This window comes from Streptomyces sp. CB02400 (assembly GCF_001905725.1).
Taxonomy (GTDB): Bacteria; Actinomycetota; Actinomycetes; order Streptomycetales; family Streptomycetaceae; genus Streptomyces; species Streptomyces atrovirens.
Window position 1 is genome coordinate 29,136 of sequence record NZ_LIWB01000025.1, and the last position, 24,854, is coordinate 53,989.

Below are 24,854 nucleotides of genomic sequence, written 5' to 3' on the forward strand. Positions count from 1 at the left end.
ACGGCTTGACGCGAGCATTACGGCCAGTGTCGGCCGAGACGCGGTACGCCGCATGTCGGACATGCCGTACGCGCTACGGCGCAGACGGTGCGCCGCGGGGCGGGGTGACCCGCTCTCGTGCCCCGGCAGGGCGCGGCGTAACGTGGACATGTCCGGACCCGGTGTCACGGGACGGGACGGCGGCCGGTCAGGTACGGGGAAGGTCCGATGCGGGCGGATGGTGGAATGTGATGCGGAAGCAACATGGCGGCGGCAGCGCCCAGGTGTTCCGGATCACCGGTGCCCGGACGGGCCTCCAGGAGGACGTACGGGGGCGGCAGCGCCGGTATGTGATCTCGATGGCCGTCCGTACGATCTCGGTCATCCTCGCGGCGACGCTGTGGAACGTGGAGCGGCACGTCGCGATCGTGGCGCTGGTGCTCGGGGCGGTCCTGCCGTACGTCGCGGTGGTGATCGCCAACGCCGGGCGCGAGAACGCGCCGTCCCTGCCGTCGACCTTCGTGACGACGCCGATGAAGCCGATGATCGCGCCGTCGCGGACGAATGACGGTTCCGCGGAATCCGATGCGGAAGATGTGGCGTCACAGGCGGCTCCGGGCGCACGAACGGAGCGGCCCGAGGGGTCGTGAAGATCGGGGCGTGAGCACGGACCGCGGGAAGCGGAAGGCACTTCCCCGCCAAGCTCAAGAAAAGCTCAGATCAATCATGTTGTTCCGGTGCCGGGGGCGGGGTGACCCGTGACATACTTCGTACGCGCTCCGCATCCCCCGTCGGAGCGACGGACCGACGCCGGGCAGCTCCCCCCGTGGCTGCTCGGCGTCGCCTTTTCCGGGCGGGTTAGGGTCGGGGGTGTGATGCTTCCTGATCCCGAGATGCCGGTCTGTTCCGCCAAGGGTTGTCGTGCCGCCGCGGTCTACGTACTGGCGTGGAACAACCCGAAGGTTCATACGCCTGAGCGGCGGAAGACATGGCTTGCTTGCGAGGAGCATCGGGAGCATTTGTCCCAGTTCCTGGGGGTTCGGGGGTTTTTGAAGGAGGTTGTCCCTCTGGAGGAGTGGGAAGCGCGGGGCGTGTGAGCGCCATTGCCACGGGTGGTTTCGGTTGTTCGCGGCTGCGGGCGCGTCGTGGCTGGTCGCGCCCACGCGGCGGAGCCGCATATCGATACGGCCCCGCGCCCCTTCGGGGCGCTTCCCTAGCCCCCGATTGCGGACATCGGCCTGTCCGGCTGGACGAAAGTCGGGTCGTCCAGGCCTGCTCCTGCCTTCTTGCCCCACATCGCCAGCTTCCAGATGCGGGCGATCTCCTCGTCGGGGGCGTCGGAGCGGAGGGCCGCGCGGAGGTCGGTCTCCTCGGTGGCGAACAGACAGGTGCGTATCTGTCCGTCGGCCGTCAGGCGGGTACGGTCGCAGGCCGCGCAGAAGGGGCGGGTGACGGAGGCGATGACGCCGACGCGGTGCGGGCCGCCGTCGACCAGCCAGCGCTCGGCCGGTGCGGAGCCGCGCGCCTCGTCGCCCTCGGGGGTCAGCTCGAAACGGGTGCGCAGGGAGGTCAGGATGTCCCCGGCGGTGATCATGCCCTCGCGCTTCCAGCCGTGCTGGGCGTCCAGGGGCATCTGCTCGATGAAGCGCAGCTCGTAGTCGTGCTCCACGGCCCAGGCTAGGAGGTCGGGGGCCTCGTCGTCGTTGAGCCCCGGCATCAGGACCGAGTTGACCTTCACCGGGGTCAGTCCGGCCTCGCGGGCCGCGTGGAGGCCGTCGAGGACGTCCTGGTGGCGGTCGCGGCGGGTGAGGGTCTTGAAGACGTCCGGGCGGAGCGTGTCCAGGGAGACGTTGACCCGGTCCAGGCCCGCCTCCTTCAGGGCGGGCGCGATGCGCCTCAGCCCGATACCGTTGGTGGTGAGGGACATCTGCGGGCGGGGTTCCAGGGCGGCGACGCGCTCGACGATGCCGACCAGGCCGGGACGGAGCAGCGGCTCACCGCCGGTGAAGCGGACCTCCTCGATGCCGAGTGAGGTGACGGCGATGTCGACGAGGCGGACGATCTCGTCGTCGGTGAGCAGGTCGGGCTTGGCCAGCCACTGCAGACCCTCCTCGGGCATGCAGTAGGTGCAGCGCAGATTGCACCGGTCGGTCAGCGAGACCCTCAGATCGGTGGCCACTCGGCCGTAGGTGTCGATGAGCACGTGGCCCCTCCCTTTACACGAATCACTCGTGCCCGGTACACGGATCGCTCATGCCCGGCTACCTGCGAGCCTACGTGACGCCACCGACAACCCACAGCGACCCGATGTGACGAGGGACGAACGGCCGCGTCGTAGGGACCTACAAGGGGCCCTACGACGCGGCCGTCGCGCGGTGCGTGGATCGGTGTGCGGATCTAGTGGGCGCCGGTGCCGGTCAGGGACCGGACCTCCAGCTCCGCGTACTTCTTGGCGTCGGGCTCCTCCTTCGACAGGACGGTGCCGAGCCAGCCCATCGCGAAACCGAACGGGATGGAGATGATGCCCGGGTTCTTCAGCGGGAACCAGGCGAAGTCGACGTCGGGGAACATCGCCTTGGGGTCGCCGGACACCACGGGCGAGAACAGCACCAGGCCGACGGCGACGACGAGACCGCCGTAGATCGACCACAGCGCGCCCTGGGTGGTGAACCGCTTCCAGAACAGGCTGTAGAGGATGGTCGGCAGGTTGGCGGAGGCGGCGACCGCGAAGGCCAGCGCGACCAGGCCGGCCACGTTCAGGTCGCGGGCGAGGGTGCCCAGCGCGATGGAGACGACGCCGATGAGGACGGTCGCCCAGCGGGCCGCCCTCATCTCCTCCTTCTCGGTGGCCTTCCCCTTGCGGATGACGTTGGCGTAGATGTCGTGCGCGAAGGAGGACGACGAGGCGAGGGTGAGTCCGGCGACCACGGCGAGGATCGTCGCGAAGGCGACCGCCGAGATGGTGGCGAGCAGGATCGCGCCCCAGGCCGAGTCGACGCCGCCCAGGTGCAGGGCGAGCAGCGGGGCCGCCGTGTTGCCGGACGGGTTGGAGGCGATGATCTCGTCCTGGGAGATCAGCGCGGCGGCGCCGAAGCCGAGGGCGATGGTCATCAGGTAGAAGCCGCCGATGATGCCGATGGCCCAGTTCACGGACTTCCGGGCGGCCTTGGCGTTGGGCACCGTGTAGAAGCGGATCAGGATGTGCGGCAGACCGGCGGTGCCCAGCACCAGGGCGATGCCGAGGGAGATGAAGTCCAGCTTGGTGGTGCCGTCGGCGCCGTACTGGAGGCCGGGCTCGAGGAAGGCGTCGCCCTTGCCGCTGTTCTCGGCGGCGCTGCCCAGCAGGTCGGAGATGTTGAAGTTGAACTTCAGCAGCACCAGGAAGGTGATGAGGATCGTGCCGCCGATGAGCAGCACGGCCTTGACCATCTGGACCCAGGTGGTGCCCTTCATGCCGCCGATGGAGACGTACACGATCATCAGCACGCCGACCAAGGCCACGATGAGGATCTTGCCGGCGTCGGAGGTGATGCCGAGCAGCAGCGAGACGAGGATGCCCGCGCCCGCCATCTGGGCCAGCAGGTAGAAGATCGACACGACGATGGTCGAGGTGCCGGCCGCGGTGCGCACCGGGCGCTGGCGCATGCGGTAGGCGAGGACGTCGCCCATGGTGTAGCGGCCGGAGTTGCGCAGCGGCTCGGCGACCAGCAGCAGTGCCACCAGCCAGGCGACCAGGAAGCCGATCGAGTACAGGAAGCCGTCGTAGCCGAAGAGGGCGATGGCGCCCGCGATGCCGAGGAAGGAGGCGGCCGACATGTAGTCGCCGGAGACCGCGAGCCCGTTCTGGAAGGCACTGAACTGACGTCCGCCCGCGTAGAAGTCGGCGGCGTCCTTGGTCTGCCGGCCCGCCCAGATGGTGATGCCGAGGGTCGCGAGGACGAACAGCACGAACAACGTGATGATCAGTGCGCGGTGTTCGCTCGCCTCGCTCGCGGCGAGGGTGACATGGGTGATCGAGGGGCTCATGCGCCGCCCTCCATACGGGTCTTGATGGCCTCGGCCTTGGGGTCGAGCTTGGCGGCGGCGTGCCGGGAGTACCACCACGCGATGAGGAACGTGGTGACGAACTGCAGGACGCCGAAGACGAAGGCGACGTTGATGTTGCCGAACAGCTTCGCGCCCATGAAGTCGCCCGCGTAGTTGGAGAGCAGGACGTACAGCAGGTACCAGATGATGAACGCGACGGTCAGCGGGAAGGCGAAGGAGCGGTAGGAGCGGCGCAGTTCACCGAACTCAGCGCTCTCCTGCACCTCGGTGAACTCCTCGGGGGTGGGGAGTTTGCGTTGTTCTGTCGAGGGGGGCGGTGCTTCGGCGGCCACGGGGTCTCCTCGCGGTGCGGTTCGGTTCGGGCGGGGACGAAAGGCGAGTGTCCTCGCGCTTCCTGCCCAAGGGCACGGCGCCACGCGAGGGCCGGTTCAACTCTCCGCCGTTCTTTTCCGGTGGCGTTTTCCGAAGACGTTGCCGGCGAAACATTGCTGGCCAGCGAGAGCGCGGGATAGCTTCACCCTGCACCACCCCGTCATGTACCTGCCCGAGCACCACCCGTGTCTCGGGCCGGTTTCGTTTCCGGATGATGTGGAGACCCCATGGCTCATCTGCGTTCCAGACGCCGGCTCGCCCTCGCCGTGCCCGTCGTGCTCTCCCTGACCGCCTCGCTCGGTTTCCTGCCGACGGCGGCCTCGGCGGCCTCGGCGGCCCCCCGGGCGGTGTCGGCCGAGCAGGCGACGGACGCGCCCGCCCTGGCGTACGTCGTCAACACCAAGGCGGACCGCCGCACGATCGCGTCGGTGGAGCGGGCGATCGCCGCGGCCGGCGGGAAGGTCGTGGTCACGTACGACAGGATCGGCGTGATCGTCGTCCACTCGGCGAACCCGGACTTCGGCGAGGAGATCCGCGCGGCGCGCGGGGTCCAGTCGGCCGGCGCCACCCGCACCGCGCCGCTGACAGCGGCCGGGACGACGGACGAGGGCGCCGCCGACTTCGTGACGGCCGCCGAGGCCGCGCGGACGGAGGCCGTCTCCGCGCGGACCCCCGGCAGCGAGCCGCTCGAGGCCGACCAGTGGGACCTGCGGGCGATCGGCGCCGACAAGGCCGCGAAGATCAACGACGGCAGCCGCAGGGTGACCGTCGCCGTGATCGACACCGGCGTCGACGACACCCACCCGGACCTCGCCCCGAACTTCTCCGCCTCCCAGTCGGCCAACTGCGTCGGCGGCAAGGCGGACACCAGCGAGGGCGCCTGGCGGCCGTACACGGCCGACGACTACCACGGCACCCATGTGGCCGGTGAGATCGCCGCGGCCCGCAACGGCGTCGGCGTCGCCGGTGTCGCACCCGGCGTGAAGGTGGCCGGCATCAAGGTCAGCGACCCGGACAACGGCCTCTTCTACCCGGAGAACGTCGTCTGCGCGTTCGTGTTCGCCGCCGACCACGGCGTGGAGATCACGAACAACAGCTACTACGTCGACCCGTGGCTCTACAACTGCATGGACGACCCGGACCAGAAGGCGATCGTCGACGCGGTCAACCGGGCCCAGCTCTACGCGCAGCGCAAGGGCACCCTGCACCTCGCCTCGGCCGGGAACTCCAACCACGACCTGGCCTCCGACGCGATCGTCGACGACTCCAGCCCCGACGACTCCACGCCGGTCGAGCGCACCATCGACCCGAGCGAGTGCTTCGACGTGCCGACCCAGCTTCCGGGCATCGTCACCGTCAGCGCGACGGGTGTGCAGAACCTCAAGTCGTACTACTCCACCTACGGCAAGGGCGTCGTCGACGTCGCCGCGCCGGGCGGCGACCGCAAGTACCAGCTCCCGGACACGCCGTCGAAGGACGGCCGCATCCTGTCCACCATGCCGAACGGCGAGTACGCCTGGCTGCAGGGCACCTCGATGGCCTCGCCGCACGCCGCCGGTGTCGCCGCGCTGCTGAAGTCCGAGCACCCGTGGGCCTCCCCCGCCCAGCTGCAGGCTCTGCTGAAGGCCCAGGCGAACAACCCGGGCTGCCCCGAGTCCTACGACCAGGACGGCGACGGCGCGCAGGACGCGACCTGCGAGGGCGGCAGCCGGGTCAACGGCTTCTACGGCTTCGGCATCGTCGACGCGCTGCGCGCCGTCAAGTGACCCGCGCCACTCCGCACTTCCCGCCCGCCCGTCCGACCGCACTCGTGAACGAACTGGAGACTTCATGACCGCGTCCCACCCGCGTCACCGCCGCGCGCTCGCCATCCCGGCCGGGATGGCCATGGCGACGGCGCTCGCCTTCCTGCCGAACACCGCGGCCACGGCCGCCCCGGCCGACACGGCGCCGGCCGCGGCCTCCGCCGACGCGACCCCGCTCAGCTACGTGGTCAACGTCCGGGGCGGGCACGGCACGTCGGCGCACGTGAAGAAGGCGATCGGCAAGGCCGGCGGGACCATCGTGACGTCGTACGACAAGATCGGTGTCATCGTCGTCCACTCGTCGGACGCCGACTTCGCGAAGACCATCCGCAAGGTGCGCGGAGTGCAGTCGGCCGGTGCCACCCGCACCGCGCCGCTGCCGTCGGCGGCCACCACGGACATGGGCACCCCGAAGGCGCTCAGCGCCTCCGAGATCGCCCGGGCCGAGTCTGCGGCGGCCGAGGGCCAGGACCCGCTCCAGGGCCTGCAGTGGGACCTGCCCGCCATCAAGGCGGACAAGGCGCACGAGAAGTCGCTGGGCAGCTCGAAGGTGACCGTCGCCGTCATAGACACCGGTGTGGACGACACCCACCCGGACATCGCGCCCAACTTCGACCGGGACGCGTCGGTCAACTGCGTGTCGGGCAAGCCGGACACCAGCGACGGTGCCTGGCGGCCGAGCGCGGAGGAGAGCCCGCACGGCACGCATGTCGCCGGTGAGATCGCCGCCGCGAAGAACGGCGTCGGCATGACCGGTGTCGCGCCGGGCGTGAAGGTGTCGGGCATCAAGGTGTCCAACCCGGACGGCTTCTTCTACACCGAGGCCGTGGTGTGCGGCTTCGTGTGGGCGGCCGAGCACGGGGTCGACGTCACCAACAACAGCTATTACACCGACCCCTGGTACTTCAACTGCACGGACGACCCCGACCAGAAGGCGCTCGTCGAGGCCGTCACCCGGGCGTCGCGGTACGCGGAGCGCAAGGGCGCGGTGAACGTGGCCGCGGCCGGCAACGAGAACTACGACCTCGCGTCCGACGAGATCACCGACCCGGTCTCCCCCAACGACTCCACCCCGTCGGACCGGGTGATCGACCCGTCCGAGTGCTACGACATCCCGACCCAGCTTCCGGGTGTGGTGACGGTCGCGGCGACCGGCGCGAAGGGGCTGAAGTCGTCGTTCTCCAACTACGGCCGGGGTGTCGTCGACATCGCCGCGCCGGGCGGTGACTCGACGGCGTACCAGAAGCCGGAACCGCCCGCCACCAGCGGTCTGATCCTGGGCACGCTGCCCGGCGGGTCGTGGGGCTACATGGCGGGTACGTCGATGGCGTCCCCGCATGTCGCGGGCGTCGCCGCACTGATCAAGTCGACGCACCCGCACGCCTCGCCCGCGCTGGTCAAGGCCCTGCTGTACGCGGAGGCCGACGCCACCGCGTGCACGGACCCGTACGACATCGACGGCGACGGCAAGGTCGACGCGGTGTGCGAGGGCCCGAAGAACCGCAACGGCTTCTACGGCTGGGGCACGGCCGACGCGCTGGACGCGGTGACGCGGTAGTCGCCGGTCCTGCGGGAGCCGTGTGAGAGGGGCCGGGCGATCGCGCCCGGCCCCTCTCGCGGCATAGTGCGGTCATGACTGATCTCGCGTCCGTGTGGTCCGCCCTGGGCGGCGATCCCGCCCTCCTCTCTCGCGTGTCGGCCGTCGAACGGCCCGGTGTGCTGGGTGCCCGGCTGCCGGTACGGGAACTGGCGCGCGCCTGTGTCGGCGCGTGCGCGCTGGCCGCCGCCGAGCTGGGGGCGCGGCGGACGGGCGGCGGCGAGGTGCCAGCGGTGCGGGTGGACGACGGGGCGGTGGCCACGGCGTTCGTCAGCGAGCGGCATCTGCTGGTCGGCGGGCGGGCCCCGGAGACGTTCGCTCCGCTGTCGCGGTTCTGGCGCACGGCCGACGGGTGGGTGCGCACGCACGCCAACTATCCGCACCACCGGGCCCGGCTGCTGGCCGTGCTGGGCGTGCCGGAGGACCCGGACGCGGTGGCGGCGGCGCTCGCGGAGCGCTCCGCGCGGGAGGTCGAGGAGGCGGTGTGCGCGGCAGGGGGGCTCGCCGTCGCTCTGCGGACGCCCGAGGAGTGGGCGGCGCACGCGCAAGGCGTGGAGGTGGCCGGGCGCCCCCTGGTGGAGCGCGAGCGGCTGGATTCGGCCCCCGCGCGGGTGTTCGCTCCGGTGGGCCGGGATCCGCTGCTGCCCGCGGCGGGGCTGCGGGTGCTGGATCTCACGCGGGTGATCGCGGGGCCGGTCGCCACCCGTACGCTCGCGCTGCTGGGTGCGGACGTGTTGCGCGTGGACGCGCCGGGGCTGCCCGAAATCGTCGACCAGCACGCCGACACGGGGTTCGGGAAGCGGTCTGCGCTGCTGGACCTTTCGGTCGGCCGGGAGGTGTTCGAGGAGCTGCTCGCGACGGCGGACGTGGTGGTGACGGGGTACCGGCCGGGGGCTCTGGATCGTTTCGGGCTGACACCTCGGGCGCTGGCGGAGCGGCGGCCGGGGGTGGTGGTGGCGCAGTTGTCGGCGTGGGGGGCGTACGGGCCGTGGGGGGATCGGCGGGGGTTCGACAGTCTGGTGCAGGTGGCGACGGGGGTCGCGGCGGTCGAGGGTTCTTCGGCGGGGCGGCCGGGGGTGCTGCCGGCGCAGGCGCTCGACCATGGCACGGGGTACTTGTTGGCGGCGGGGGTGTTGCGGGCGCTCAGTGAGCAGGGGGAGGGGGGTGGGAGCAGGGTTGTGCGGGTGGCGTTGGCGCGGACGGCGGGGTGGCTGCTGGAGGGGCCCCGAAGCGGCGGGGCTTCCGCCGATGTGCCTGTGGCCCAGTGGCTCGCGGAGCGGGACAGCTCGCTGGGGAGGCTGCGGTACGCCCTGTCGCCGGTGGTGTTCGAGGGTGGGCCGCGTGACTGGGCGCGGGCGCCGGGGTGTTGGGGAGCCGATTCGGCTCGGTGGGTCTGAGGGACCGCGCGGGGTTTCACTCGTCGGCGTCGGCAGGGTGCCGCTGCGCCCACCCGTGCCGCCCTAGCGGCACGACTGCCCACAGCTACGCCAACAGTCGCCAGAGGGCGGGCGCCGCCCCAGCGGCACGACTGCCCACAGCTACGCCAACAGTCGCCAGAGGGCGGGCGCCGGCCCAGCGGCACGACTGCCCGCAACTGGGGCGGCACGACTGCCCGTAGCTGCGGTGGGGCGCTTGCTGTGGTCGCGGGCTTGCCCGCTTCTGTGGGGCCTTGTGAAGATCCTGGGGTGAGTTTGATGAGAACCAGGGTTGGGGCGGACAGTGCGCGAAGGAGCGGGCGGGGGCGGGCCGTTGCCGTGCTCGTGTTGGTGGCGCTCGGGGCGGTGACACCGCTGCTCGGGCCCTCGGCCGCGTTGCGGGGGACCGGGGAGGCCGATGCGCCCGGTAGCGGGGGGATCGGCCTGTTGCGGGCGGTGTTGTTCGCGGCGTTGTCCATACCCGTCGGCGAGTTGTTCGTGCGGCGGCTGGCGCGTTCCGTACCCGGTGCTCTGCCCGCCGTGCCCCGCAGTTGGTCGACCGTGGCGAACTCCGTCGGTTTCGTGGCCGCCCTCGGACTGGCCTCCGTGGTGGCCACCGGCAACCTGGTGCCCGGCAGCCTCGCCGACATCGACGTCGGCGGTCTCTACGACTCCAGGGACGGCAAGCTCGCCCTCCTGGAGGTCAACGCCTTCCTCGCGGCGGCCCTGTGCGCGGCGTCCGGCCGTCCCGGCACCCAGGTGTGGCCGCTGGCCGCGGTGACGGTCGCGGAGGCGCTGCGCGCGCATCCGGCGACCGAGTACAGCCCGCTCATCGGCTCCGGGCTGACCCTGGTGCACCTGGTCTGCGCGTCGCTCTGGGTGGGCGGTCTGCTGCACGCGCTGCGCACCCTGCGGCTGTGGCAGGGAGCGGAGGCGGGCGCCGCGCTGCTGGGGCGCTACGCGCGCGTGGCGGCCGTTCTGCTCGTCGCCGTCACCGCGACGGGCGTGTGCAGTTCGCTGCGCCGGATGCCGCCGGAGACGATCGTGGAGCAGTTGACGGACACGGCGTACGGACGGGTCCTGCTCGCCAAGGTGATCCTGATGGCCGGGGTCGCCATCCTCGCCCTGTGGGCCCGGATCCGGCTGGCCCGCGCGCGGGATCCGCTGACCGCCTGCTCCCCCGCGCGGGCGGAGGTGTACGCGCTCGGCGTGGTGGTCGCGGTGTCGGGGCTGCTGACGGCGCTTCCGGTGCCGATCCGCTGGTGAACGGGGATTCGCGACCCGTACGGACATTCCCGGCGTCCGAAGGTGCGGGCCGTGTGGAGGGGCCTGACGGGCAGCGGTGTCGGTCCCGGCCCGTATCCTCGTGAACCATGCTCGATGACCTCACGACCGCAGCGTCCTCCCCCACCGTGTGGCCGGCCGCGTATCCGCAGGGATACGCGGTCGTCGACGTGGAGACCACGGGGCTGGCCCGGGACGACCGCATCATCTCCGCGGCCGTCTACCGGCTGGACGCGCGCGGCGAGGTCGAGGACCACTGGTACACGGTGGTCAATCCGGAGCGGGACCCGGGCCCGGTGTGGATACACGGTCTGACGAGCGACGTGCTGGAGGGGGCGCCCCTCTTCCAGGACATCGCCGCGGAGTTCGCGGCCCGGCTGGAGGGCCGGGTGCTGGTCGCGCACAACGCGGTCTTCGACTGGCAGATGATCGCCCGGGAGTACGCCCGCGCGCGGAGCGAGGCACCGGTGAAGCAGCGGCTGTGCACCATCGTCCTCTCCAAGGAGCTGAAGCTTCCGCTGCCCAACCACAAGCTGGAGTCGCTCGCCGCGCACTTCGGTGTCGTACAGCGGCGGGCGCATCACGCGCTGGACGACGCGCGGGTGCTGGCGGAGGCGTTCCGGCCCAGTCTGCGGGCCGCGGCGGCGGGCGGCGTACGGCTGCCGCTGCACGAGTGCCTGCCGCTGACCGAGTGGACGGACCGTCCCCGCACCGGACAGCAGGCGGGCCCCGGCGGCTACCGGCCGACCAGTTGGCGCCCGTCCCGCAAGCGGCCCGCGTGCCCGTACCCCAATCCGGGGCGGTACGAGCCGGGCGGGCGGCTCAAGCAGGGCATGCGGGTGGCGTTCTCCGGGGACACCTCGGTCGAGCGGGACCTGCTGGAGGACCGCGCGACGGAGGCGGGCCTGCATGTCGCCGGCAGCCTGTCCCGGCTCACCAGCCTCCTCGTCACCAACGATCCGGACTCGGGCACGTCCAAGGTGGTCAAGGCCCGGCAGTACGGCACCCCGGTCGTCGACGAGGCCGCGTTCGGCCAGCTCCTCGGGGACGTCGAAGCCGCGCCGGAAGGCTGACCGGGGCGCCGGGCACGACCGTACGGACGGGTGATTGGCGGGCGACTCGCCCGGCGCCCGCTCGCCCGCGCCGGGCCGACGGCCCACCCTGTGGCCCATGGCGACATGCGAAGTCTGCGGCAACAGCTACGGAATGACCTTCGAGGTGCACGCGCAGGGCGCGGTGCACGTCTTCGACTGCTTCTCCTGTGCGATCCACCGCATGGCCCCGATCTGCGAGCACTGCAGGGTGCAGATCATCGGCCAGGGCGTCGAGGCCGACGGTCACTGGTTCTGCGGCGCCCACTGCGCCCGCGCGGAGGGAAAGGCGGGGATCGTCGACAAGGTGTGAGGACGTACCCGCCTCAATGCACCCCGCGACCGAGTTGTACGGTCGTGGGGTGTACCGCTTCTTGTTGTCCCGCCAATGGGTGATCATCACGCTGGTCGCCCTGCTCCTCATCCCCACGATGATCTGGCTGGGCTTCTGGCAGATGGACCGCTACGGGGAGCGCGACGCCCGGAACCGGCTGGTCGCCGACGCGCTGGCCGCCGATCCGGTGCCGGTGGAGCGGCTCGCCGCGCCGGGGGACGCCGTGACGCGCGCCGAGCGGTACCGCACCGTGACCGCCAAGGGGCGCTTCGACACCGATGACGAGGTCGTCGTCCGCCGCCGTACCAACGCCGACGACCGGGTCGGCTTCCACGTCCTGACCCCCTTCGTCCTCGACGACGGCAAGGTCCTGCTGGTCAACCGGGGCTGGATCCCCGCGGAGGCGGGCCAGACCGCGTTCCCCGAGGTTCCCGCGCCGCCGCGCGGCGAGGTCACGATCAAGGGCCGGCTGATGCCCGACGAGACGACCGAGGCGAGCGGCATCAAGGACCTCGAGGGGCTGCCGGACCGGCAGATCATGCTGATCAACAGCGAGCAGGAGGCGGAGCGCCTCGGTGCCCAGGTGCTCGGCGGCTATGTGGCGCAGACGGCGCCCGAACCGAAGGACGGCACCCCGGAGCGGCTCGGGGACCCCGGCAAGGAGAACTCCGCGCTGAACTACGCGTACGCCGTCCAGTGGTGGCTGTTCGCGGCGGCCGTGCCGGTCGGCTGGTTCGTGCTGGCCCGCCGCGAGGCCCGGGAGCGGTCCCGCGCGGCGGCCGGGGCGGCGGACGCCGAGGAGACGGAACCGGCGGCGGTGTAGCGGGCCCCACCGGGGACACGCGCCGGGGACACGCGCCGTAGCCGGGAATGACCGGTCCGTGCTGTGACCTGCGCTCCTCTCCCGGTTCGGGGCGCTCTGTGCGAGAGTGACGCGGCGCACCGGACGGGCCGTGCGCGCGGCTCTCCCCGAGGGCACCCAGCACACCGAGGACGGTGATGCATGGCCGATGGCGCCATGACCGCGACGTTCCTCGCCGTGATCGGCGGGGCGTCGCTGCTCGCCGTCACCGCGCGGCGGCTGCGGCCGAGCGAGCGGCTGCCCTCGCTGGAGGGCTGGGCGCTGGCCGACCGGAGCCTCGGCGCCGGCTGGACCTGGCTGCTGCTCGGCGGGACGGTCTACACGGCGTACACCTTCACCGCCGTACCGGGTCTGGCGTACGGCAACGGGGCGCCCGCCTTCTTCGCGGTGCCGTACACGGTGATCGTCTGCCCGCTCGCGTTCGTGCTGCTGAGCCGGTTGTGGAGCGTGGCCCGGCGGCACGGCTACATCACCGCCGCCGACTTCGTGCGCGGCCGGTACGGGTCGCCGCCGCTGGCCCTGGTGGTCGCGCTGACCGGGATCCTGGCGACGATGCCGTATCTGGCGCTGCAGCTCCTCGGCATCCGCGCGGTGCTCACCGCGGGCGGGCTGTATCCGCACGGGGCGACCGGGGACCTGGTGATGGTGGCGGTGTTCGCGGGTCTCGCGGTGGCCACCTACCGGCACGGGCTGCGGGCGCCCACGGTGATCTCGGCGCTGAAGGCGGTGGCGGTGTTCGTCTCGCTCACCGCCGTCTGCTGGCTGGTGCTGCGGCGCTTCGGCGGGCCCGGCGCGGTCTTCGACGGGGCGGCGCGCGCCCTCGGCGGCACGGACACGGCCCACTCCCCGCTGCTGCTGACGCCGGGGCAGCAGCCCGCGTACGCCACGCTCGCGCTCGGCTCCGCGCTGGCCCTGCTGATGTACCCGCACGTGCTCACCGCCGGGTTCGCCGCCGACGGGACGCGCACCCTGCGCAAGGTGTCGGCGGGGCTGCCCGCCTGGACGGCGCTGCTGGCGCTCTTCGGGTTCCTCGGCATCGCGGCCCTGGCGGCCGGGGTGCGGGCCCCCGAGGGCAGCGCCGAGGCGGCGGTGCCGATGCTGGTCGACCGGCTGATGCCGGGCCCGCTGGCCGGGCTGGTGTTCGGTTCGATCGTGGTGGGCGCGCTGGTGCCGGCGGCGGTGATGTCGATCGCCGCGGCGACGAGCTTCGTACGGAACGTGTACGTCGAGTACGTCCATCCGACGGCCACGCCGAAACGGCAGGTGCGGGTCGCCAAGGCGGTGTCGCTGACCGCGAAGCTCGGGGCGGTGGCGTTCGTGTTCGGGCTGCGCGACCAGGACGCCATCAACCTCCAGCTGCTCGGCGGGGTGTGGATCCTGCAGATCTTCCCGGCGGTGGCGGTCGGCCTGTACACGCGGTGGCTGCATCCGCGGGCGCTGCTCGCCGGGTGGGCCGTGGGCATGGTCGCCGGGACGTATCTGGTGGTGCGCGAGGGGTTCTCCTCGATCGTGCCGCTCGGCCCCGGTAACGGACCGCTGGAGATCTACGCCGGGGTCGCCGCCCTGCTGCTCAACCTGACCGTCGCGGTGGCCGGTACCGCCGCCCTCGCCCGCCTCGGCGTCCCGCGCGGCGCCGACGCCACCGACCTGCCGTCCCGCCTGATGGCCGGGCGACGTCCACAGACGGGAGCGGACAACCCGTGAGACGCAGACAGCACCCCCAGGTCACCCTGCCACCGGCCCCGGCGTCGGTCCCGGCGCCCGCGGCGGTGCCGCCCGGACCGCTCGGGCCCGCCGTCACCGGCCCGGACGACGTGGAACGGGAGGCCGGTGTCGCCCGCCTCTTCGAGCTGCACTACTCCTCGATGCTGCGGCTCGCCGTGCTGCTCGGCGCGGACGACCCGGAGAACGTGGTGGCCGAGGCCTACTACCAGATCTACCGCAAGTGGCGGCGGCTGAAGGACATGACCGCGGCGGAGGCGTACCTGCGCTCCACCGTCTGCGATCTGACCCGGACGCGGACGGGCCACCTCCAGGTCGCCCGCCGGCACGAGGAGCGTCCTGCGGCCCCGGCGGACGAGACCGTGGCCTCCGCCGAGAACACCGCGCTGCTCCGCGACGACCAGCGGGTGCTGATCGACGCGCTCCAGCACCTTCCGGCCCGGCAGCGCGAGGCGCTGGTGCTGCGCCACTGGCTCGGACTGAAGGAGAGCGAGATAGCCGACGCGATGGGCATCTCCCGTGGTTCCGTCAAGACGCACACCTCGCGCGGCATCTCCGCGCTGACCCAGGCGATGGAGGCCCGGCGATGACGCATCGAGATGCGACTCCGTCGCGTGGCACCGGCCCGGACCGCACCGACCACCTCCGGGCCGGGCCGCCACGCCCGCCGGACGCGGAGCGCACCGAACGGGAACTGCGCGACGCCCTCCAGGCCCTGGCCGGCGGGGTGCTGCCCGACCCCGACGCCTACCGCACCGCGCGCGGCGAGTGGCTGCGCCGCGAACGCCGGCGGCGGCTCGTCCTCGCCGTGCTCGTCGCCGTCGTCTTCGCGCTGGCCACACTGATCGGCCTGTGGGTGCTCAACCAGGCCCCCTCGGACCCCGGTGTCATCTTCTCCGGCGACGGCGCGGCGGTGGCCGACGGTCCGTCACTCCCCCGGCTCCGCCCCTGATTGCCGCCCCCGATGGCCGGGAACCCGCACCCCGTGCACCGTATCGAGGACTACGCGCTCATCGGCGACGAACAGACCGCTGCCCTGGTGGGCGCGGACGGCTCGGTCGACTGGCTCTGTCTGCCCCGCTTCGACTCGGCGGCCTGCTTCGCGCGGCTGCTCGGGGACGAGAGCAACGGGCACTGGCGCATCGCCCCCGCCGGTGCGGACCGGTGCGCCCGCCGCTCCTACCGCGAGGACACACTCGTCCTGGACACCGAGTGGGAGACCCCCGAGGGAGCGGTGCTGGTCACCGACCTGATGCCGCAACGCCACCGCGCGCCGGACCTGGTGCGGATCGTGCAGGGCGTACGGGGTGAGGTGACCGTGCGCAGCACGCTGCGGCTGCGCTTCGACTACGGCTCGGTCGTGCCGTGGGTGCGCCGGGCGGACGGCCACCGGGTGGCGGTGGCCGGGCCGGACTCGGCGTGGCTGCGCAGCGTCCCGGACGTGGACACCTGGGGCGAGGACCGGAGCACCGTCTCCGAGTTCACGGTGCGGGAGGGCGAGCGGGTCGCGTTCGTGCTCACCTGGCACCCCTCCCACGAGCCGCGGCCCCCGCTGGTCGACCCGTACTCCTCGCTGCGGCACAGCGTGAAGGACTGGCGCGCCTGGGCGGCGCAGTGCCGTTACGACGGCCCGCACCGGGACGCGGTCGTCCGCTCGCTGATCACCCTCAAGGCACTCACCTACCGTCCCACCGGCGGTATCGTCGCCGCGCCCACCACCTCGCTGCCGGAGGAGCCGGGCGGGGTGCGCAACTGGGACTACCGCTTCTGCTGGCTGCGCGACTCCACGCTGACCCTGAAGGCGCTGCTGGCCGCCGGGTACCAGGAGGAGGCGGAGGCCTGGCGCAACTGGCTGCTCCGCGCGGTCGCGGGCGATCCGGCGGACCTTCAGATCATGTACGGGCTCGCGGGCGAGCGGCGGCTGCCGGAGTTCGAACTGCCGTGGCTGCCCGGCTTCGGCGGCGCCACGCCGGTACGGGTCGGCAACGACGCGGTGAACCAGCTCCAGCTCGACGTGTACGGAGAGGTCGTGGACTCCCTGGCGCTGGCCCGGCGTTCGGGACTGTCCGCGCAGCCGGACGTGTGGGCGATGCAGACGGTGCTGTTGAAGTTCCTGCGCACGGCCTGGCGGCAGCCGGACGAGGGGCTGTGGGAGGTGCGGAGCGGTCGGCGCCACTTCGTGCACTCCAAGGTGATGGTGTGGGTGGCCGCCGACCGCGCGGTGCGCGCCCTGGAGGAGTTCCCGGATCTCGAGGGTGACCTGGACGGCTGGCGGGAGCTGCGCGACGAGGTGCACCGGGAGGTGTGCGAGAAGGGATACGACCCCGCGCGGAACACGTTCACGCAGTCGTACGGCTCGCGCGAACTCGACGCCGCGCTGCTGCTGATCCCCCGGGTGGGTTTCCTGCCGCCCGACGACCCCCGGGTGCTCGGCACCATCGACGCGGTCCGCGCGGAGCTGGGGCAGGACGGGTTCGTACGCCGCTACACGCCGGACGCGACGGCTGTCGACGGGCTGCCCGGCGGGGAGGGCACGTTCCTGGTCTGTTCGTTCTGGCTCGCGGACGCCCTGCACATGACCGGCAGGACGAAGGAGGCGCGCGCGCTGTTCGAGCGGCTGATGGGGCTCGCCAACGACGTGGGTCTGCTGGCGGAGGAGTACGACCCGGTGGGCGGGCGGCTACTGGGCAACTTCCCGCAGGCGTTCAGCCACATCGGCCTGGTGAACACCGCTCTCGCCCTGTTCGGGGACGAGGGGGCAGGATAGGGCCATGGATCTTGGACTGAAGGACCGGGTGTACGTCGTCACCGGGGCGACCCGCGGGCTGGGCAACGCCTCCGCGCGGGAACTCGTCGCCGACGGCGCGAAGGTGGTCGTCACGGGGCGGGAGGAGAAGTCCGTCGCTCAGGCGGCGTCCGCGCTGGGGCCGGACGCGGTCGGGGTGGCCGTCGACAACGCCGATCCCGAGGCGCCCGCGCGGCTGATCGCCACCGCGCGGGAGCGGTTCGGGCGCTTCGACGGCATCCTCGTCAGCGTGGGCGGGCCGCCGCCGGGGTTCGTCGCCGACACCACCGACGAGCAGTGGCGGGCGGCATTCGAGTCGGTGTTCCTGGGGGCGGTGCGGATGGCGCGGGCGGCCGCGGCGGAGCTGGGTGAGGGGGGTGTCATCGGGTTCGTGCTGTCGGGGTCGGTGCACGAGCCGATTCCCGGGCTGACCATTTCCAACGGGCTGCGGCCGGGGCTGGCCGGGTTCGCGAAGTCGCTGGCGGACGAGTTGGGGCCGCGGGGGGTCCGGGTGGTGGGGCTGCTGCCGGGGCGTATCGATACGGACCGGGTGCGGGAGTTGGACTCGTTGTCGGCGGATCCGGAGGCTACGCGGCGGGCTGCGGAGTCTCGGATTCCGTTGCGGCGGTACGGCACGCCGGGGGAATTCGGCCGTACGGCCGCGTTTTTGCTGTCGCCGGCGGCTTCTTATCTGTCCGGGGTGATGCTGCCGGTGGACGGAGGTTTCCGGCACGGGTTCTGACGGCCGTTTCGCAGGTGCCCTGTGTCGGTGCGGGGTGGGGGGTGGTAGCGCGGCCCGGCGTTTACGGGGTGCCGTCGCGCCCACCGTGCCGCCCCAGCGGCACGACTGCCCGCGGGGATGCGGGGGATGCGGGGGATGCGGGGATGCGGCTATGTGACTCGTTCCGGGTGGTGTTTTACAGCTTGCAGGCGGGCCTCTGTGGGGAGGGTGGGGTGGCCTGTGGAGGTCCGGGCGTGGGTGAGGGGGCCCTTTGTCAGGGCTTGCAGGGCTGTTGCCGGGTCGATGTGGGGTTGCAGGTAGAGGAGTACGCGGGTTCTGGGGCTGTTTCTGCGGCCGGTGAGGAGGACGTGGGCCCGGGCTACGCCGTCCAGGTGGCTCGCCTCCTCCGCGAGGGCTTGTTCCAGGGCCCTTCCGCGCAGTGACGCGCCCTCGTCGTCGCCGGTGTCGAGCAGTACCTCGGCCGGTCGGCGCCGGCGCAGCACCGCGAGCAGCCACCACAGGGAGAGCAGGACCAGGACGGCGAGAACGGCGATGACGACCGGCCACCACCAGCCGTCGTCCCGCCACCGGGTCCGCTCGGCCTCGTCCAGCAGCACGTCGTGCCGCCCGTCGTGCGGCCACCAGGAGGGCGCCGGCGCCCCCAGCCCGATCGCCAGCACGGACCCGCCGAGGACGACCAGCACCAGCCCCGTGATCCCGAGCAGCACCCGGTTGACGCCCTTGAGCATCTCTACCGCCCCTTCCGGCCGGGCCGCCGTACGCGCAGCGACAGCGAGGGCGGCCGGGCCAGGCCGAGGCCCGCCACGGCGTCGTCGAGCGTCGCGGTCAAGTCGGCCCGCACGTCGTCCAGTTCACGGAAGTGCGACACCGCGCGGACGTCCGCGCGGGCGCGTTTCACCCTGACCCGCACCGACCGCACGCCGGCCACCTCCAGGGCCCGGTCCCGCAGCACCGTCGCGGCGGCGTCCCGGTGCAGTGCCGCGCGGACGTCGGGATCCACGGGGCGCATCGGAAGCAGGGCGCGCAGGCCGGGTGTCAGGGCGAGCAGCAGCAGCCAGAGTCCGAGGGCGGTGGCGACACCGGCGCCGGTCAGCACCCAGATGTCGTCCAGGGGCCGTTCGGCGAGCTGCCGGGCCAGTTCCCGGCGCCAGCCCAGCGCGGCGCGGTGGGCCCGCACCGCGACGACGTCGTACAGGAACGCGCCCGTGACCACCAGGGCCAGCAGCGCGACCAGGCCCGCGGGGACCCGGCGGGCCGACCAGAAGCGCCGGTGCCCGCCGGAGCCGCCGGGCGCCTCCGCGGGCGGCGGGTCCTTCTCCAGGACCGTGCCCTCGGGTCCGCTCATCACGTCCTCCCCCGGGCCGCTCCCGGCGCTGCCGTCAGGTGCAGCCGTTCGACCAGGACGACGACCTCCGGTACGTGCATCCCCGCCAGGGCGCGCACCCGGTCGACCACCTGGCGCCGCACCCGCGCGCACCGGCCGCCGATGTCGCCGGGGTAGCCGAGTTCGATGTGCACCCGGACCCGGGCGGCCTCGTGGCGCACCACCACCGTGGCGTGCGGCGGGGCGGCGCCCGGCGGCAGGGGACCGGCCGCCTCGCGGGCCGCCTGCGAGGCGATCTTCGCGACCACCCGGTCGGCGATCCTGGTCGCCCCGCGCTCACCCGGCGCGACGGCGGCCGGGCCCCGGCCGGGCTCGACGACCGTGCTCACCGCCGTCACCGCCGCCGTTCGTCACGGGAACGGAAGAAGTCACCGAGTTCCAGGTCCCCCTCGAGGAACCGCCCGACGACGAACCCGACGGCGCCCAACGCCGCCACCAGCAGAAACGCTCCGAATCCGCCGAAGTATCCGGCGAAGCCCAACGCCATGCCGGCGATCATGCCGACCACGGCCATGTTCATGGTGTGCTCCTCCGCTCACCGAGCCTCACTGAAGGCGGGCCTCCGCTTCCTCTTCCTCCTCCTCGGGCAGCTTCACGTCGCTCACCGCGATGTTGACCTCGACCACCTCCAGTCCGGTCATCCGCTCGACCGCCGCGATGACGTTCTCCCGTACGGCCCTGGCGACGTCGGCGATGGACACGCCGTAGTCGACGACGATCTCCAGGTCGAGCGCGGTCTGCAACTCGCCGACCTCGGCCTTCACGCCGCGCGTCACCGACTTCGAGCCGCCGGGCACCCGGTCGCGTACGGCGCCGAAGGTCCGTGACAGGCCGCTGCCCATGGCGTGCACGCCGAGCACGTCCCGCGCGGCCAGCCCCGCGATCTTCTCCACGACACCGTCGGCGATGGTGGTACGGCCGCGGGTCGCCGGGTCGCCGCCGCCGCGCCGGGTTCCCTGGCCCTTGCGGGGGGTGGTCTCCAAGAGGTTCTTCTCCGGGTCGGGGGCCCGTACCGGGCCTCCCTCGGTCATGTCGGTCATCGCCGTGCGTCCCTTCGGTCGTCCTCCATCGACCACGGTATGCGTGGTTGCCCGGTACCGCGCCTGAGATGCGTCAGGCTGGAGGAATGACGGCAGACCGGTGGGCTCGGGCGGTGCGGCAGCAGGTGGGGCTGGGCAGGATCCTGGCCCTGGGAGGGCCGCGCGACGGCGCGTGGATCGCGGAGCGGGCGGCGGAGGCGGTGCTGCGGCGCGCGGTGGTACGGGATGTGCCGGGCGTACGCCTGGACGGTGTACGGATCGGCCTCGCCGATCCGGAGGGGGTGACGGGTGAGCCGGTCGTGCCGGCTCCGCCGGGGGTGGTGCCGCCGGGGGCGTTGCGGCTGACCGTCGAGTTCGCGGCCACTGCGGTGCGGCCGGTGCCGGTGACCGCGTCGCGGCTGCGGGAGGTGTTGGCGGAAGTGGTGGTGGAGCGGATCGGGTTGGCCGTCGTGGAGGTGGATCTGCGGGTGGTGGAGTTGCTGGATGCGGAGCCGGTACCGGTGTCGGTGCCGGTGCCGGGTGCGGAACCGGCACCGGGTGAGTCGGCGGCGGACGAGCCGGCGGGCCCCGGTGGCTCGGAGACTGACCGGGTCGCGACCGCGGCGGTTGCCGTGCCGGGGGTGAGCCGGCTGACGGGGGTGCTGGGACGGTCGGTTCACCTGACCGAGCAGCGGGGCGACACCGGTCTGTCTCGCCGTCACGCGCGCGTGGACCTCGCGGTGGTGGCGGACGCCCGCCCTCTGGATGTGGCCCGGAGGGTCCGTTCGGCGGTGACCGAATCGCTGCCGGATCATCCCACCGTGGCTGTACTGATCACGGCGGTCGACTGACCGGGACGGGCGGTCCGCCGGGCCGGGGGCGGGACGCGCAGCCCGGCGCTCATGGGGTGCCGTCGCGCCCACCCGTGCCGCCCCAGCGGCACGACTGCCCGCGGGAACGCGGGGCGCGACTGCCCGCGGGAACGCGGGGCGGGGGTTATTCGCCGAGGCCGGCCAGGTCTCGTAGGCGGCGGGACTGGGCGGCTCGTTCTGCGGCGCGCTGGTCGTCGTAGGTGCGGGACTGGGCGCCTCGGAGCAGGGTCTTGGTTTCGATGACGGCGTCACGGGGGGCGGCCAGCAGGGCTGCGGCGAGGTCCTGGGTCGCCGCGTCCAGGTCGGTCGCGGGTACGGCGAGGTTGGCCAGGCCGGTGTTCACGGACTCCTCGGCCGTGACGAAGCGCCCGGTCGCGCAGATCTCCAGCGCGCGGGCGTATCCGACGAGGCCGACCAGCGGATGCGTACCGGTCAGGTCGGGGACGAGACCGAGGCTGGTCTCGCGCATGGCGAACTGCACGTCGTCCGCGACGACGCGCAGGTCACAGGCGAGGGCGAGCTGGAACCCGGCCCCGATGGCGTGTCCCTGGACAGCCGCGATCGACACGATGTCGCTGCGCCGCCACCAGGTGAACGCCTCCTGGTACTCGGCGATGGTCGCGTCCAGCGTGGCGTCGTCGCGACGCGCCAGGTCGATGAACGACGGCTCGCCCTCGATCCCCTCGGGCGTGAACATCTGCCGGTCGAGCCCGGCGGAGAAGGACTTGCCCTCCCCGCGCAGCACCACGACCCGGACGGAGCCGGGCAGCAGCCGGCCCGCCTCGGTCAGCGCCCGCCACAGAGCGGGGCTCTGCACGTTGCGCTTGGCCGGGTTGGTCAGCGTCACCGTGGCGATCGCGTCGTCGACGGTGAGCCGTACGCCGTCCTTGTCGAGTACGGGACCGAGGTCCTGGGCGGACGAAGCCATGGGGCGCCTCCGATGGGTGCGGTCGACCTAAGTGACTGCACAGTAACCACCCGGCCGGTCAGTCGGCCGACCGGGTGGTCACCATCGGGTTCCCGGGGCGCCCGGGGTCAGGCCGAAGGGGCCCTTTTGCCCCGTGTCGCCCCGCCACGCCCTCGCAGCGTGACGCCCGATTCGCTGAGCATGCGGTGCACGAAGCCATACGAGCGGCCGGTCTCCTCGGCCAACGCCCGGATGCTCGCACCGGCGTCGTACTTCTTCTTCAGGTCTGCCGCGAGCTTGTCGCGCGCGGCGCCGGTCACCCGGCTGCCCTTCTTCAGAGTCTCGGCCACCCGTGCCTCCTCATGGGAAGTGCGCTCTGGTCTCCTCATGATCACCCCTCCGGGCCTTCATGGCCACCCATTCGGCAAGGTCGATGAGACAAGGTTGTGACGACGGGAGCGCATCCCCACATACGGAATGAGAGATTCCGCGGTGCGCCGACGGCACCTCCGAACGGGTTCTTCCATGAAGTGCCAGGTCAGAAAGGTGCGACGGCCGAGCCCCGGTTCGCCGGGAGCTCGGCCGCGAAATCCGTGTAGGACACACCTCGGGATGAGGAGATCTCACACGAATGATGGATCACCGATGGGCCGAATGATCCATACGCAGTGGATCACACCTTCGATCAACCCCGGCTGACGTCCCCCGGGCGAATCGCTCAGGCGAGGGCGACCAGGTCCGCGTAGTCGGCGCCCCACAGGTCCTCGACGCCGTCCGGCAGCAGGATGATCCGCTCCGGCTGGAGCGCCTCGACGGCGCCCTCGTCGTGCGTGACGAGGACGACCGCGCCCTTGTACGTGCGCAGCGCGCCGAGGATCTCCTCGCGGCTGGCCGGGTCGAGGTTGTTGGTCGGTTCGTCGAGGAGCAGCACGTTGGCCGAGGAGACCACGAGCGTCGCCAGCGCGAGACGGGTCTTCTCGCCGCCGGAGAGGACACCGGCCGGCTTGTCCACGTCGTCGCCGGAGAACAGGAACGAGCCGAGCGTCTTGCGGACGTCGACGAGGTCCAGGTCGGGGGCGGCGGAGCGCATGTTCTCCAGGACCGTGCGCTCCGGGTCGAGGGTCTCGTGCTCCTGCGCGTAGTAGCCGAGCTTGAGGCCGTGGCCCTCGATGACCTGGCCGGTGTCGGGCTTCTCGGCGCCGCCGAGGAGGCGGAGCAGGGTGGTCTTGCCCGCGCCGTTGAGGCCGAGGATGACGACGCGGGAGCCCTTGTCGATGGCCAGGTCGACGTCGGTGAAGATCTCCAGCGAGCCGTAGGACTTCGACAGTCCCTCCGCCATGAGCGGGGTCTTGCCGCACGGGGACGGCTCGGGGAAGCGCAGCTTGGCGACCTTGTCGGACTTCCGCTCGGCCTCCAGGCCGGACAGCAGCTTGTCCGCCCTGCGGGCCATGTTCTGCGCGGCGACGGTCTTGGTGGCCTTGGCGCGCATCTTGTCGGCCTGCGAGTGCAGCGCGGCCGCCTTCTTCTCGGCGTTCTGCCGCTCGCGCTTGCGGCGCTTCTCGTCCGCCTCGCGCTGCTGCTGGTAGAGCTTCCAGCCCATGTTGTAGACGTCGATCTGGGCGCGGTTGGCGTCCAGGTAGAACACCTTGTTGACGACCGTCTCGACCAGGTCGACGTCGTGGGAGATCACGATGAAGCCGCCGCGGTAGGTCTTGAGGTAGTCGCGCAGCCAGACGATCGAGTCGGCGTCGAGGTGGTTGGTCGGCTCGTCGAGGAGCAGGGTGTCCGCGTCGGAGAACAGGATCCTGGCGAGCTCGACGCGGCGGCGCTGACCGCCGGAGAGGGTGTGCAGGGGCTGGCCGAGCACGCGGTCGGGCAGGTTCAGCGCGGCGGCGATGGTGGCGGCCTCGGCCTCGGCGGCGTATCCGCCCTTGGTGAGGAACTCGGTCTCCTGACGCTCGTACTGCTTGAGCGCCTTCTCACGGGTGGCGCCCTGGCCGTTGGCGATGCGCTGCTCGTTCTCGCGCATCTTGCGGATCAGTACGTCGAGGCCGCGGGCGGAGAGGATGCGGTCGCGGGCGAGGACGTCGAGGTCGCCGGTGCGGGGGTCCTGGGGCAGGTAGCCGACCTCGCCGGAGCGGGTGACGGTGCCGCCGGCGGGGATGCCCTCGCCGGCGAGGACCTTGGTGAGGGTGGTCTTGCCCGCGCCGTTGCGGCCGACGAGGCCGATGCGGTCGCCCTTGGCGACGCGGAAGGTGGCGCTTTCGATGAGGACGCGGGCACCGGCGCGCAGCTCGATGCCGGAGGCGGAGATCACGGACAGACTCCAGGGCAGGTATGGGGTGGCGGTGGGCGGCTGAGGACGTTCCCGCCGTCTAATGCGCGAGGAGAATGGCCATGCGAGCCATTCTAACGGGGCCGTGCAACCGCTTTTCCTGGGCGCGGGTGTACCCGGCGGTCGCCAGGGGCCGGTGCCGGCGCTGTAGCGAGGCGGCGCAGGGCGACGGCGTGGTGATGCTGGGCACAAAGGGGCGTGGCAGGGCGTTCGACGCGGCGGTGAAGCGTGCGGCGCCCGGCCGGTGGTGTGCGTCGCGTCGTTCACGCCGACGCACACCACCGGCGCGTGGTGGACCGGAG

26 protein-coding genes are annotated in these 24,854 nt (G+C 72.2%); 15 read left to right on the plus strand and 11 right to left on the minus strand.

The genetic code is table 11. The features are described from left to right. Positions 1-230: 230 nt before the first annotated feature. The gene (locus AMK33_RS36875) at positions 231-629 is read left to right on the plus strand and encodes a DUF3099 domain-containing protein (RefSeq protein ID WP_073937439.1); all 399 of its coding nucleotides are present in this window, start codon (positions 231-233) and stop codon (positions 627-629) included. A 225-nt stretch (positions 630-854) separates the two neighbouring features. Beyond that, positions 855-1,076 carry a hypothetical protein gene (locus AMK33_RS44315; protein ID WP_073937557.1) on the plus strand — a complete coding sequence of 74 codons (222 nt, stop codon included), beginning with the start codon at positions 855-857 and terminating at the stop codon, positions 1,074-1,076. 116 nt (positions 1,077-1,192) lie between these two features. On the opposite strand, the gene moaA is transcribed toward AMK33_RS44315, so the two are convergent. From moaA to AMK33_RS36895, 3 genes are all read right to left on the minus strand, one after another. Then, positions 1,193-2,182: a GTP 3',8-cyclase MoaA gene (moaA, locus tag AMK33_RS36885; protein WP_073937440.1), complete on the minus strand. Its 990-nt coding sequence runs from the start codon at positions 2,180-2,182 to the stop codon at positions 1,193-1,195. A gap of 194 nt (positions 2,183-2,376) precedes the next feature. After that, positions 2,377-4,005, minus strand: a complete 1,629-nt coding sequence (locus tag AMK33_RS36890; RefSeq protein WP_073937441.1) for a solute symporter family protein — start codon at positions 4,003-4,005, stop codon at positions 2,377-2,379. Next, complete coding sequence (locus tag AMK33_RS36895) at positions 4,002-4,358, minus strand: DUF485 domain-containing protein (protein ID WP_073937442.1); 357 nt, start codon at positions 4,356-4,358, stop codon at positions 4,002-4,004. The genes AMK33_RS36890 and AMK33_RS36895 overlap by 4 nt, the downstream gene beginning before the upstream one ends. A gap of 267 nt (positions 4,359-4,625) precedes the next feature. On the opposite strand from AMK33_RS36895, the gene AMK33_RS36900 reads away from it, so the two are divergent. The 12 genes from AMK33_RS36900 (at position 4,626) to AMK33_RS36955 (ending at position 18,035) form a co-directional block, all read left to right on the plus strand. Further along, a complete protein-coding gene (locus AMK33_RS36900; protein ID WP_073937443.1) occupies positions 4,626-6,164 on the plus strand; it encodes a S8 family peptidase in 1,539 nt (512 codons plus the stop codon). A 64-nt stretch (positions 6,165-6,228) separates the two neighbouring features. Beyond that, on the plus strand, positions 6,229-7,761 hold the full coding sequence (locus tag AMK33_RS36905; RefSeq protein ID WP_073937444.1) for a S8 family peptidase: 1,533 nt from the start codon (positions 6,229-6,231) through the stop codon (positions 7,759-7,761). 74 nt (positions 7,762-7,835) lie between these two features. Beyond that, positions 7,836-9,197, plus strand: a complete 1,362-nt coding sequence (locus AMK33_RS36910; RefSeq protein ID WP_073937445.1) for a CoA transferase — start codon at positions 7,836-7,838, stop codon at positions 9,195-9,197. A gap of 297 nt (positions 9,198-9,494) precedes the next feature. Then, entirely contained in the window at positions 9,495-10,481 is a 987-nt protein-coding gene (locus AMK33_RS36915; RefSeq protein WP_073937446.1) for a CopD family protein, read from the plus strand. A 107-nt stretch (positions 10,482-10,588) separates the two neighbouring features. Next, positions 10,589-11,572, plus strand: a complete 984-nt coding sequence (locus AMK33_RS36920) for a DEDDh family exonuclease (protein ID WP_073937447.1) — start codon at positions 10,589-10,591, stop codon at positions 11,570-11,572. 97 nt (positions 11,573-11,669) lie between these two features. Next, the gene (locus AMK33_RS36925) at positions 11,670-11,903 is read left to right on the plus strand and encodes a hypothetical protein (RefSeq protein ID WP_073937448.1); all 234 of its coding nucleotides are present in this window, start codon (positions 11,670-11,672) and stop codon (positions 11,901-11,903) included. 49 nt (positions 11,904-11,952) lie between these two features. Next, entirely contained in the window at positions 11,953-12,747 is a 795-nt protein-coding gene (locus AMK33_RS36930) for an SURF1 family cytochrome oxidase biogenesis protein (RefSeq protein ID WP_327380458.1), read from the plus strand. A 180-nt stretch (positions 12,748-12,927) separates the two neighbouring features. Then, positions 12,928-14,490, plus strand: a complete 1,563-nt coding sequence (locus AMK33_RS36935) for a sodium:solute symporter family protein (protein WP_073937450.1) — start codon at positions 12,928-12,930, stop codon at positions 14,488-14,490. Next, a complete protein-coding gene (locus AMK33_RS36940; RefSeq protein ID WP_073937451.1) occupies positions 14,487-15,098 on the plus strand; it encodes a sigma-70 family RNA polymerase sigma factor in 612 nt (203 codons plus the stop codon). Before AMK33_RS36935 ends, AMK33_RS36940 begins: the two co-directional genes overlap by 4 nt. Then, positions 15,095-15,460, plus strand: coding sequence for a hypothetical protein (locus AMK33_RS36945; protein WP_201263146.1), 366 nt, complete (start codon positions 15,095-15,097; stop codon positions 15,458-15,460). Before AMK33_RS36940 ends, AMK33_RS36945 begins: the two co-directional genes overlap by 4 nt. Positions 15,461-15,472: 12 nt before the next feature. Continuing rightward, a complete protein-coding gene (locus AMK33_RS36950; RefSeq protein ID WP_201263147.1) occupies positions 15,473-17,275 on the plus strand; it encodes a glycoside hydrolase family 15 protein in 1,803 nt (600 codons plus the stop codon). Between the two features lie 4 nt (positions 17,276-17,279). Then, on the plus strand, positions 17,280-18,035 hold the full coding sequence (locus AMK33_RS36955; protein WP_073937453.1) for an SDR family oxidoreductase: 756 nt from the start codon (positions 17,280-17,282) through the stop codon (positions 18,033-18,035). Between the two features lie 149 nt (positions 18,036-18,184). Here the strand turns inward: AMK33_RS36955 and amaP are convergent, their stop codons facing one another. From amaP to AMK33_RS36980, 5 genes are read right to left on the minus strand one after another with little or no spacing between them, the layout of a single operon-like run. Then, a complete protein-coding gene (amaP, locus tag AMK33_RS36960; RefSeq protein ID WP_073937455.1) occupies positions 18,185-18,763 on the minus strand; it encodes an alkaline shock response membrane anchor protein AmaP in 579 nt (192 codons plus the stop codon). Between the two features lie 2 nt (positions 18,764-18,765). After that, positions 18,766-19,380, minus strand: coding sequence for a DUF6286 domain-containing protein (locus AMK33_RS36965; protein ID WP_073937458.1), 615 nt, complete (start codon positions 19,378-19,380; stop codon positions 18,766-18,768). After that, entirely contained in the window at positions 19,380-19,757 is a 378-nt protein-coding gene (locus AMK33_RS36970; protein WP_073937461.1) for a hypothetical protein, read from the minus strand. Before AMK33_RS36970 ends, AMK33_RS36965 begins: the two co-directional genes overlap by 1 nt. Continuing rightward, positions 19,754-19,939: a hypothetical protein gene (locus AMK33_RS36975; protein WP_073937463.1), complete on the minus strand. Its 186-nt coding sequence runs from the start codon at positions 19,937-19,939 to the stop codon at positions 19,754-19,756. Before AMK33_RS36975 ends, AMK33_RS36970 begins: the two co-directional genes overlap by 4 nt. A 25-nt stretch (positions 19,940-19,964) precedes the next feature. Further along, on the minus strand, positions 19,965-20,459 hold the full coding sequence (locus AMK33_RS36980) for an Asp23/Gls24 family envelope stress response protein (RefSeq protein ID WP_073937466.1): 495 nt from the start codon (positions 20,457-20,459) through the stop codon (positions 19,965-19,967). Positions 20,460-20,545: 86 nt separating this feature from the next. Between AMK33_RS36980 and AMK33_RS36985 the strand changes: the two genes are divergently transcribed. Then, the gene (locus tag AMK33_RS36985; protein ID WP_073937468.1) at positions 20,546-21,289 is read left to right on the plus strand and encodes a nucleopolyhedrovirus P10 family protein; all 744 of its coding nucleotides are present in this window, start codon (positions 20,546-20,548) and stop codon (positions 21,287-21,289) included. Between the two features lie 145 nt (positions 21,290-21,434). Here AMK33_RS36985 and AMK33_RS36990 read toward each other — a convergent pair whose 3' ends face one another. The 3 genes from AMK33_RS36990 to AMK33_RS37000 form a co-directional block, all read right to left on the minus strand. Continuing rightward, on the minus strand, positions 21,435-22,238 hold the full coding sequence (locus tag AMK33_RS36990) for an enoyl-CoA hydratase/isomerase family protein (RefSeq protein ID WP_073937470.1): 804 nt from the start codon (positions 22,236-22,238) through the stop codon (positions 21,435-21,437). 107 nt (positions 22,239-22,345) lie between these two features. Beyond that, the gene (locus tag AMK33_RS36995; protein WP_030858495.1) at positions 22,346-22,567 is read right to left on the minus strand and encodes a helix-turn-helix domain-containing protein; all 222 of its coding nucleotides are present in this window, start codon (positions 22,565-22,567) and stop codon (positions 22,346-22,348) included. 368 nt (positions 22,568-22,935) lie between these two features. Then, positions 22,936-24,534 carry an ABC-F family ATP-binding cassette domain-containing protein gene (locus AMK33_RS37000; protein WP_073937472.1) on the minus strand — a complete coding sequence of 533 codons (1,599 nt, stop codon included), beginning with the start codon at positions 24,532-24,534 and terminating at the stop codon, positions 22,936-22,938. Positions 24,535-24,854: the final 320 nt, after the last annotated feature.

Bases quoted from the DNA above. Each gene is read 5' to 3' on its own strand.
- AMK33_RS36875 (WP_073937439.1), top strand. From the start codon at position 231: ATGCGGAAGCAACATGGCGGCGGCAGCGCCCAGGTGTTCCGGATCACC.
- AMK33_RS44315 (WP_073937557.1), top strand. From the start codon at position 855: ATGCTTCCTGATCCCGAGATGCCGGTCTGTTCCGCCAAGGGTTGTCGT.
- AMK33_RS36890 (WP_073937441.1), bottom strand. From the start codon at position 4,005: ATGAGCCCCTCGATCACCCATGTCACCCTCGCCGCGAGCGAGGCGAGC.
- AMK33_RS36900 (WP_073937443.1), top strand. From the start codon at position 4,626: ATGGCTCATCTGCGTTCCAGACGCCGGCTCGCCCTCGCCGTGCCCGTC.
- AMK33_RS36905 (WP_073937444.1), top strand. From the start codon at position 6,229: ATGACCGCGTCCCACCCGCGTCACCGCCGCGCGCTCGCCATCCCGGCC.
- AMK33_RS36910 (WP_073937445.1), top strand. From the start codon at position 7,836: ATGACTGATCTCGCGTCCGTGTGGTCCGCCCTGGGCGGCGATCCCGCC.
- AMK33_RS36915 (WP_073937446.1), top strand. From the start codon at position 9,495: ATGAGAACCAGGGTTGGGGCGGACAGTGCGCGAAGGAGCGGGCGGGGG.
- AMK33_RS36920 (WP_073937447.1), top strand. From the start codon at position 10,589: ATGCTCGATGACCTCACGACCGCAGCGTCCTCCCCCACCGTGTGGCCG.
- AMK33_RS36925 (WP_073937448.1), top strand. From the start codon at position 11,670: ATGGCGACATGCGAAGTCTGCGGCAACAGCTACGGAATGACCTTCGAG.
- AMK33_RS36935 (WP_073937450.1), top strand. From the start codon at position 12,928: ATGGCCGATGGCGCCATGACCGCGACGTTCCTCGCCGTGATCGGCGGG.
- AMK33_RS36945 (WP_201263146.1), top strand. From the start codon at position 15,095: ATGACGCATCGAGATGCGACTCCGTCGCGTGGCACCGGCCCGGACCGC.
- AMK33_RS36950 (WP_201263147.1), top strand. From the start codon at position 15,473: ATGGCCGGGAACCCGCACCCCGTGCACCGTATCGAGGACTACGCGCTC.
- AMK33_RS36955 (WP_073937453.1), top strand. From the start codon at position 17,280: ATGGATCTTGGACTGAAGGACCGGGTGTACGTCGTCACCGGGGCGACC.
- amaP (WP_073937455.1), bottom strand. From the start codon at position 18,763: ATGCTCAAGGGCGTCAACCGGGTGCTGCTCGGGATCACGGGGCTGGTG.
- AMK33_RS36965 (WP_073937458.1), bottom strand. From the start codon at position 19,380: ATGAGCGGACCCGAGGGCACGGTCCTGGAGAAGGACCCGCCGCCCGCG.
- AMK33_RS36975 (WP_073937463.1), bottom strand. From the start codon at position 19,939: ATGAACATGGCCGTGGTCGGCATGATCGCCGGCATGGCGTTGGGCTTC.
- AMK33_RS36980 (WP_073937466.1), bottom strand. From the start codon at position 20,459: ATGACCGACATGACCGAGGGAGGCCCGGTACGGGCCCCCGACCCGGAG.
- AMK33_RS36985 (WP_073937468.1), top strand. From the start codon at position 20,546: ATGACGGCAGACCGGTGGGCTCGGGCGGTGCGGCAGCAGGTGGGGCTG.
- AMK33_RS36990 (WP_073937470.1), bottom strand. From the start codon at position 22,238: ATGGCTTCGTCCGCCCAGGACCTCGGTCCCGTACTCGACAAGGACGGC.